Origin of the sequence: Haladaptatus sp. (genome assembly GCF_049589095.1) — an archaeon.
GTDB lineage: Archaea > Halobacteriota > Halobacteria > Halobacteriales > Haladaptataceae > Haladaptatus.
Map to the genome: position 1 here is coordinate 1 of NZ_JBAWAC010000597.1, position 7,227 is coordinate 7,227.

At 61.3% G+C, this 7,227-nt stretch carries 10 protein-coding genes; 4 read left to right on the plus strand and 6 right to left on the minus strand.

Translation table 11 applies throughout. The features are described from left to right. Window positions 1-154, plus strand: a 154-nt coding sequence (locus tag WBV42_RS18615; protein WP_423987363.1) for a Nif3-like dinuclear metal center hexameric protein, incomplete at its 5' end; no start/stop codon positions are given. 3 nt (window positions 155-157) lie between these two features. Here WBV42_RS18615 and WBV42_RS18620 read toward each other — a convergent pair. The 4 genes from WBV42_RS18620 to WBV42_RS18635 all read right to left on the minus strand — a co-directional run bounded on the left by WBV42_RS18620 (window position 158) and on the right by WBV42_RS18635 (window position 3,036). Next, the gene (locus tag WBV42_RS18620; RefSeq protein WP_423987354.1) at window positions 158-439 is read right to left on the minus strand and encodes a hypothetical protein; all 282 of its coding nucleotides are present in this window, start codon (window positions 437-439) and stop codon (window positions 158-160) included. 83 nt (window positions 440-522) lie between these two features. After that, window positions 523-1,545, minus strand: coding sequence for a lysylphosphatidylglycerol synthase transmembrane domain-containing protein (locus WBV42_RS18625; RefSeq protein WP_423987355.1), 1,023 nt, complete (start codon window positions 1,543-1,545; stop codon window positions 523-525). A gap of 675 nt (window positions 1,546-2,220) precedes the next feature. Continuing rightward, window positions 2,221-2,610 (minus strand): pyridoxamine 5'-phosphate oxidase family protein, encoded by a 390-nt coding sequence (locus WBV42_RS18630; protein WP_423987356.1) that lies wholly within the window; start codon window positions 2,608-2,610, stop codon window positions 2,221-2,223. 108 nt (window positions 2,611-2,718) lie between these two features. Next, window positions 2,719-3,036 carry a hypothetical protein gene (locus WBV42_RS18635; protein WP_423987357.1) on the minus strand — a complete coding sequence of 106 codons (318 nt, stop codon included), beginning with the start codon at window positions 3,034-3,036 and terminating at the stop codon, window positions 2,719-2,721. A 303-nt stretch (window positions 3,037-3,339) separates the two neighbouring features. On the opposite strand from WBV42_RS18635, the gene WBV42_RS18640 reads away from it, so the two are divergent. Next, the gene (locus WBV42_RS18640) at window positions 3,340-3,591 is read left to right on the plus strand and encodes a hypothetical protein (RefSeq protein ID WP_423987358.1); all 252 of its coding nucleotides are present in this window, start codon (window positions 3,340-3,342) and stop codon (window positions 3,589-3,591) included. Next, complete coding sequence (locus WBV42_RS18645; protein WP_423987359.1) at window positions 3,588-4,055, plus strand: nucleic acid-binding protein; 468 nt, start codon at window positions 3,588-3,590, stop codon at window positions 4,053-4,055. Before WBV42_RS18640 ends, WBV42_RS18645 begins: the two co-directional genes overlap by 4 nt. A 130-nt stretch (window positions 4,056-4,185) precedes the next feature. Here WBV42_RS18645 and WBV42_RS18650 read toward each other — a convergent pair whose 3' ends face one another. Continuing rightward, window positions 4,186-5,784 carry an MFS transporter gene (locus tag WBV42_RS18650; protein ID WP_423987360.1) on the minus strand — a complete coding sequence of 533 codons (1,599 nt, stop codon included), beginning with the start codon at window positions 5,782-5,784 and terminating at the stop codon, window positions 4,186-4,188. A gap of 224 nt (window positions 5,785-6,008) precedes the next feature. Between WBV42_RS18650 and WBV42_RS18655 the strand changes: the two genes are divergently transcribed. After that, window positions 6,009-6,983: an amidohydrolase family protein gene (locus tag WBV42_RS18655; protein WP_423987361.1), complete on the plus strand. Its 975-nt coding sequence runs from the start codon at window positions 6,009-6,011 to the stop codon at window positions 6,981-6,983. Between the two features lie 49 nt (window positions 6,984-7,032). On the opposite strand, the gene WBV42_RS18660 is transcribed toward WBV42_RS18655, so the two are convergent. Beyond that, the coding region (locus WBV42_RS18660) for a hypothetical protein (protein WP_423987362.1) at window positions 7,033-7,227 on the minus strand (195 nt) is incomplete at its 5' end.

The window sequence follows — 7,227 nt, forward strand, 5'->3', positions numbered from 1 at the left end:
GCAAAAGGTCTACCACGAAGCGCGTGAAGTGGGGCTGAACGTCTTCCTCGCGGGCCATTACGCGACGGAAACGTTCGGCGTGAAGTCGCTCGAATCGCTCGCCGAGGAATGGGGGCTGACGACGACCTTCATCGACGCGCCGACAGGTCTGTGAGGACTATCCTTCGACTCGGTACTCGTCGACCGCCGCTCTGATTTCCTCCGCCTTCACTCGACCGTGGGCGAGGAACGGGGCGATCACCGAAATTTGGTATCGTAGCTTCGTGTTCGCCCCCGGCACTTCGTCCGTCTCCGACAGGATGGCGAGGAGCATCCCGCTCGCGTTCCGATACTCTATCGAGTCGTCGACCGTCTTCGAGCGAAGACCCTCTACGGACTTCATGATGTGCTCGTGTGCATCCTCCTTCTCTATTTCGAGGTAGGCCGTCGCGAAGGTCATCTCCGAGCTAGTGGGTTAGGTACCGATGGATATAGTTCGGCCGGGCGACAGACCCATTCCTTCGGGCGTCTTGATGGTGATGGTCAGGCGGCCCGTTTTGCCGTGAGCGCCGCGAGCACGCTGCCACCGATGAGGGTCGGAACCCAGTAGATCAGTCCGCGGAAGATGACGACCGCCGCGACGACGATCGCCGACTCGACGCTCGTCGCCGAGGCGAGGAGCGCGACGAGAACCGTTTCGATTCCCCCTGCACCACCGGGGAGCGGAGTCACGCCAGCGATAGCGCTGATGGGAATCGCGAACAGCACGACGGAGAAGGAGATGCTGGTACCGATCGCGTAAAACGCCAGCCACAACGCACCCGCCTGAAACAGCCACCCGGCACCGGAAAACCCGAGCGCGATGGCGAGTCGTGTCGGACTCGCGGCGACCTGTTCGATAGTGCCGATGAAGTGTGCGATTCGGCTCCGAATCGACTCCTGACTGGGTGCCGAAAAGCGGGGGATGTAACCCGCGACGCGGTCGAAGAGGCCAGCAGCCCAGGCCGACACCCGTCGTTCAGCGGTTGCCCGGGAAGTCCACAGATAGTACCCCCCGCCGACGAGAACGACTCCGATCCCGCCGAGGAGGACGGCCGCGAACTTCAGACGCGACGAGAGCGTCAGTACGATGGCGTAGTAGCTGATCCCGACCGTTGCGAACACGAACGAGGGGACGAAGTTGAGGGTATCGACACTGGCGATCGCCGCCAACCCGGTTTCGTATCTGGTCCCGGACGTTCGTGAGATGAGGTAGGCCGTGATCGGCTCACCGCCCGCTTGACCGAACGGCGTCACGTTGTTCGAGAACGTCGCGCCCGAGAACAGGAAGAACGACCACGGGACGGACACCGAAACGTCCAACGTTCGGAGCACGGTTCGGAGCGATTGACTCCACGCGAACAACCAGCCAATCGTCGTCAACAACACCAGTCCGAGAACCGTTCGCCGTGCCTGTTCGAGCGCCGCGAGAACGGGGTCGATGTCGACGAACCAGAACAAGAGCGCGAAGACAGGAACGGTCAGAAGAAATCCGAAGAGGATTCTCCGCACGAGTGAACGATCCATACCTGCTGGGATGCAGGGGTCCAATATGACCCTTGTGGCATCCGATTGTCGATGACGGCGACGACCCCGAGGCGGGGTGCCCGAATCACTCGCCGGACATTGGTGGTTGGTAACACCCTTCATTGACGCGGCGACGTATCTGTAACTACACATTCGGTCACCTACAACTACGTCCCGTGTCGTCTGCAACTACTGTCTTATTCGCCTACAACTACCTCGGTGATGCTACTGATTTTTCGAGATGTATCGTACGATTTCGTCCAAAGAGGAGGTATTAAAAGGGGGGAGTGCGAGGAAACGGACGTGTCCTGCGGGTTTCAACGGCCCATGAGGACCGCCGGAACTATCGAGGTCACGTTCCGGTCTCGCCGGACACGGGCCGTCGCCGACCGGCCCCGATAGCCGAACTTCGGTTACGGCTAATCGAAGCGCCGCTGGTGCCCGACCTCACACCACGCGCGCCCTCGTGGCAGTCGGCAACACCGTTTCTAACCGGGAAATCGAATCGCCTGTAGCCGACAGCGTGGCGTATGAGCGTCGAGCACGACAGTGACAACCAGGGACACGCCGACCACGACGGAGAGGGCGAACACGAACGCCACGTCCACCGCGACGATTACGCTCGCGCTGGTGGTCGCCGCCGCACGGGAACGGGTCGAGTAGAGCAGTCGAAAATCAGTAGCGGGTGAACGTCCCGGACCCGACCTCGATTCGCACGAGCGTGTTCTCCGGGTAGGCGTCCGTATCAGCACCGTACCGCGGGTTGATCCGTTCGGCGGCTTTCATCACTTCTTCCTCGTCCTCGACCACCGCGGCCGTCCCCTGCATCGTAACTTTCCATTCGGCACCCCCGGCGGTGTCCTTCTGGATCGAGAGTGCGACGCGCGGGTTTTTTCGGATGTTCGCTAGCTTGCGCCCGCTCGTGAGGATCGAAACGATCCCGTCCTCGTAGTGGTACCAGACGGGTGCGACGTGCGGTCGGTCGTCCGAACACGTCGCGAGGTGGGCCATCACGGACACCTCCGAGAGGAGCGTCTCGGCTTCGTCGGGGAGTACGTCTGCCATGGTTGAAAGGGGGAACGGGAGAAGAAAATAACTTCCTGCCGAACGGCTCCGGACGATTTCACGCCGCAGTATCCGATTACAGCGGCTCGTCGGCTACACGATGTCGTCCTACACGGGGTCGTCCGGGTCGTGGCGCGCTCGCATGCGCTCCGCTTCGTTCGCGTACCGATCACGTGTCTCAGCGTCGGTGACGGGCGTCAGGCGCTCCGATTCGACCGTGATGGCAGCCGTCACCTCCGGCCCCGGTCCTGACCCGAAGCGGTTGAACGCCCGCTCCTTCTGCAGGTATCGGGACCCGTCCGGCGTCGCGTAGACGGTCACCAAGATATGCGGCGAGTCCGCGGAGAACGTCCGTTCGACCATCCAGACCTGCTCGGTCCGCTGTTCCGATTCGGGGTGTTCCGATCCGAATTCGTCCACGTGCATGGTCGAAGGTTCGTCTCCCGCGGTCTTGTACACCGATCGTAGTTCCCGTCGCCTGAGAACAGATCGTTCGACGGAAACGCTCTTTTCCCCGGTGTCCCTATCGCCGGATGGCCGATGACGAGAACGGCGTTCCGAACCGGCGTGGCGGCTGGTTATGACGAACCCTATGAGTGCCGAGGCCCTGCGTTTTTGGCGATCGTGTATGAAATCAGTTCGACAACAGCCACAGAAGATCGGATGATACGTCCGGGAACGATTACACTCGTCCCCGGATTTAAGAACGTTGACGGATAACTCTACGCTATGGCCGCCGAGATTTCTGATCGGGTTCGAGAAATTGCGAAAGCTCGCCGCCTTCCCGAGTCCGAGGTGTTCGAGCAAGCCCTCGAACGCGGGCTCGAAGACCTGTGGGAAGACCTCGTTCTTGCACAGTACTTCGGCGGTGAGTTTACCCGCGAGGAAGCAATCGAACGCGTTGGCCGGACGAAAGTCGAGCGCGCAGAGCGGGAGCGAGAGGTTGTCGAGGATGACGTTGACTGGGGCTTGAACGCGTGACGGTCGCGGCAGTCTCGGATGCAGGACCGCTTATCCACCTCGCTGAAATCGATTCGCTTGAACTGCTTGCGACGTTCGACACGCTTCTCGTTCCAGAGACGGTTTACGGGGAGGTCGAAGCCGGTGGTGTTCCGGACGGGGTCTCCAATCTCTCGTACGAACTCGTCAAGGCGGGCGAAAACGAAATCGCGTTTGATGAACTGGATGCAGGAGAGCGCGCCGCGTTAACGGTCGCAAAAGAGCGCGCAGTCGTTCTTCTAACGGATGACCTCGCCGCCCGAGATGTGGCATCCGACGCGGGTATCGAAGTACACGGTTCTGTCGGTGTCATTGCATTTGGTTACAGTCGCGGATTACTCGACAAAGACGAAGCGGCGTCGCGTATGCGGGCCCTCCAGCGGGAGATGAGTCTTTTCGTGACCGAGGCTGTCGTGGAGCACGGCATCCAAATGCTGGACAGGTAGTAACGTCAAACGGCCGATGACAAGAACGGTGTTCCGAACCGGCGTGGCGGCTGGTTATGACGAACCCTATGAGTGCCGAGGCCGAACTACTACCGACTATTCATCCCTCTCGTTCCTCACGTGTTTTACCCTACGGTGATTCGGAGTTGTCGGTTTCTTCTTCGTCCCCCGGTATCTGCCGTGGCAGGAACGTCGATGCGACGAGTAGGAGTAACACGAACAGTACGAGAAGGAGTAGCGCCGCCCGTTGAGCGTCGAACATCGCGGCCTCGAAGATGCCGCGGAGTAATCGTCGTTGCGGAGGGGTGAGTTGACTCAGGACGTGTTGCTGTGTTGCTTTGGTCGCTGTCTCCGCTGCGTCTTCGAGCGCGATCACCAATTCGTACCGCTGCTCCATCGTGAGCGTCACGTCGCGCGCTCGCAGGACGCCATCGACGACGCTGCCGTAGAACCGTCCGAGAAGAAACGAGCCGACGACTGCCGTCCCCAGCGAAAATCCTATCGAACTGCTCACGTTCAGGACTCCGGACGCCTCGGCGGAGTCCGCGTCGGGGACGGCCGACATCGTCATGTTGGTGATCTGTGCCAGGATGAGTCCAACTCCTGCACCGTACAGCGCCACCGGAATAACCATCCTGCCGATCGTCTGACCGGGACCCGTCTGCTCGTACAACAGCACCAGTCCGAGGCCCATGGACACGATGCCGACCTGGATGAGCGTCTTCGGCGAGACGAACGTACGCCACCCGGGCGTAACCGTCGCGAAGAGGATCGACGCGAGGGAATACGGTAGCAACGCTATCCCGGTCTCGAAGGCGGTGTATCCGAGTACTGCCTGGAGATAGACCGGGAAGATGAACATGAAGCCAGCCGAGACTATCGACCGGATATTGTACGTGACGACACCGGACAAAAAGGAACGGTTCGTCAGCACGTGCAGCGGAACGAGCGGGGATTTCCCGGCACGCTCCATTCGGCGTTCGTACTGAACGAACGCGGCGAACGCGAGGAATCCGACCCCGAGAAACCAAATCGTCGGCGACGTGCCGAGCGGGTTGAACTGCACGTCGCCGACGAAAAACGGTCGCCTCACGAGTAACCACCCGTACTTCCCGCTGAGAAGGAATCCGGTGACGAGCGACGTCGCACCGACGATGGACAGCGCAGTCCCGCCTTTATCCAGCGAACTGCGCGTTTCCGACAGTGGGTTCGGACTCACGTACCGGACGAAGAAGAGAATACCTCCCATTCCGATGAGTTGGAGGGAAAACCCCCACCGCCAACTCGCGTACGTAGTCAGGGCACCACCGATGATCGGTCCAAGGGTCGATGCAACGCCGTTCACGCCAGCCAACAACCCGAACGCCTTCGCCCGGTCATCGTCTTCGTAACTGACGGTCAAGACGGTGAACGTCAGGGGAAGTAACACCGCGGCCGCGGCCCCCTCGATGAGCGACCAGCCGATATAGAGGACCGTAGTATTCCAGCTAACCGCCGCCACCAGCGTCCCACCGGTATAGACGATCAGTGCGACTGCCATTACACGCCTGCTACTGTGCCGAGACGGCAGCGTTCCGGCCGGGAGAATCAGCGCAGCGATCACCAGCGAATAGAGTGAAACCGCCCCTTGAATCGCGGTGACCGAGGTATCGAACTCGTTCACCATCGTCGGAATCGCCACGTTCATCAGGGATGCATTGATGACCACGATGAACGTCGTCAGACTCACGGCGATCGCTGGCCCCCAGTATCGTACGCTCGTCTTTACCTCCGTAGAGCGATGAGAACTCCCGCTGGAAGTAGACTCATCCGGGACCATACAACGATCTACCACTTTGACCCTGAAATAGCATGGACCCGGTCAGTCGCCGAGGTCGAGGAGTGCCGAGGCCGACTTCCCGATTCGAGCGTTGTGTGCCACCGTTTAACACCCTGGCGACTGTACGGTGAGCGATGCGAACCATCGCGGTCGAAGAACACTTCGTCGCAAGCGGCTTCGCCGAGAAGGGGGCGGGCGACGATCCCGGAGAAGGGGACACGACGGAGACGTCGCTGACGAACCGACTCGGGGATCTCGGCGAGGAGCGCTTGACGGCGATGGACGAGGGGGGTATCGACGTACAGGTCATCTCGGAAACGCAATTGCACGGCGTGGAGTTGACGGCGGAGGAGTGGGTCACGCTCGCCGAGGAGGCCAACGACGAACTCGCGGACGCGGTCGCCGCCCATCCCGACCGGTTCGCCGGGTTCGCCACGTTGCCGATGGCAGCCCCCGAGAAAGCGGCCGACGAACTCGAACGGACCGTCGCGGAGCACGGGTTCGTCGGCGCGATGATCAACGGGGCGACCGATGGCCAGTTCCTCGACCATCCGCGGTTCGTGCCGGTACTCGAACGGGCCGCGGAACTCGACGTGCCGCTCTACATCCACCCCGGGTTTCCACCGGATGAGGTCGAAGAGGCGTACTACGAGGGGTTCGGATCGGAAATCGACTTCTCGCTCGCCACCACGAGTTGGGGGTGGCACGCCGAGGCTGGGCTCCACGCGTTGCGGTTGATCGCGTCGGGTGTGTTCGACCGCCTGCCCGACTTGAAAATCGTTCTCGGCCACATGGGTGAGATGATTCCGTTCATGCTCGACCGCATCGACGAGTGGCTCAGCCCGCTGACCACCGAACTGGAACACGATGTCCCGCACTACTTCCGCAAACACTTCTGGCTCACTACGAGCGGGATGTTCAGCCAGATACCGTTCAGGGCGGCGCTTGAGGCCGTCGGAGCCGACAACGTCATGTTCGCCGTGGACTACCCGTACAGCTCCAACGAGAAGGGTCGCCGGTTCATCGAGAACGTGGACGTTCCACCCTCGGACCTCGAAAAGATCACCCACCGAAACGCGGAACGGCTTTTCGGGCTGTCCGAGGACTGAGACGCGACCAATTTTCGTGGTCATCCGACCGCGAACCCGTATTCGTCCGTCAGTAGATCGGGCCGACTATCCGTCCGTGGTCGTCCCGTTCGCCACCGTCCCGTTCGGGGCCGCGGAGCCGTTGGGTGGTGTCGACCCGTTGGGCGGGGCCGACCCGTTCGGTGGAGCGGAACCGTTCGGCGAAGTGCGCCCTCCCTGTGAACCGGACGCCGAGTCGTTCTCGTTCACCTCCTCGTCCTTGGAC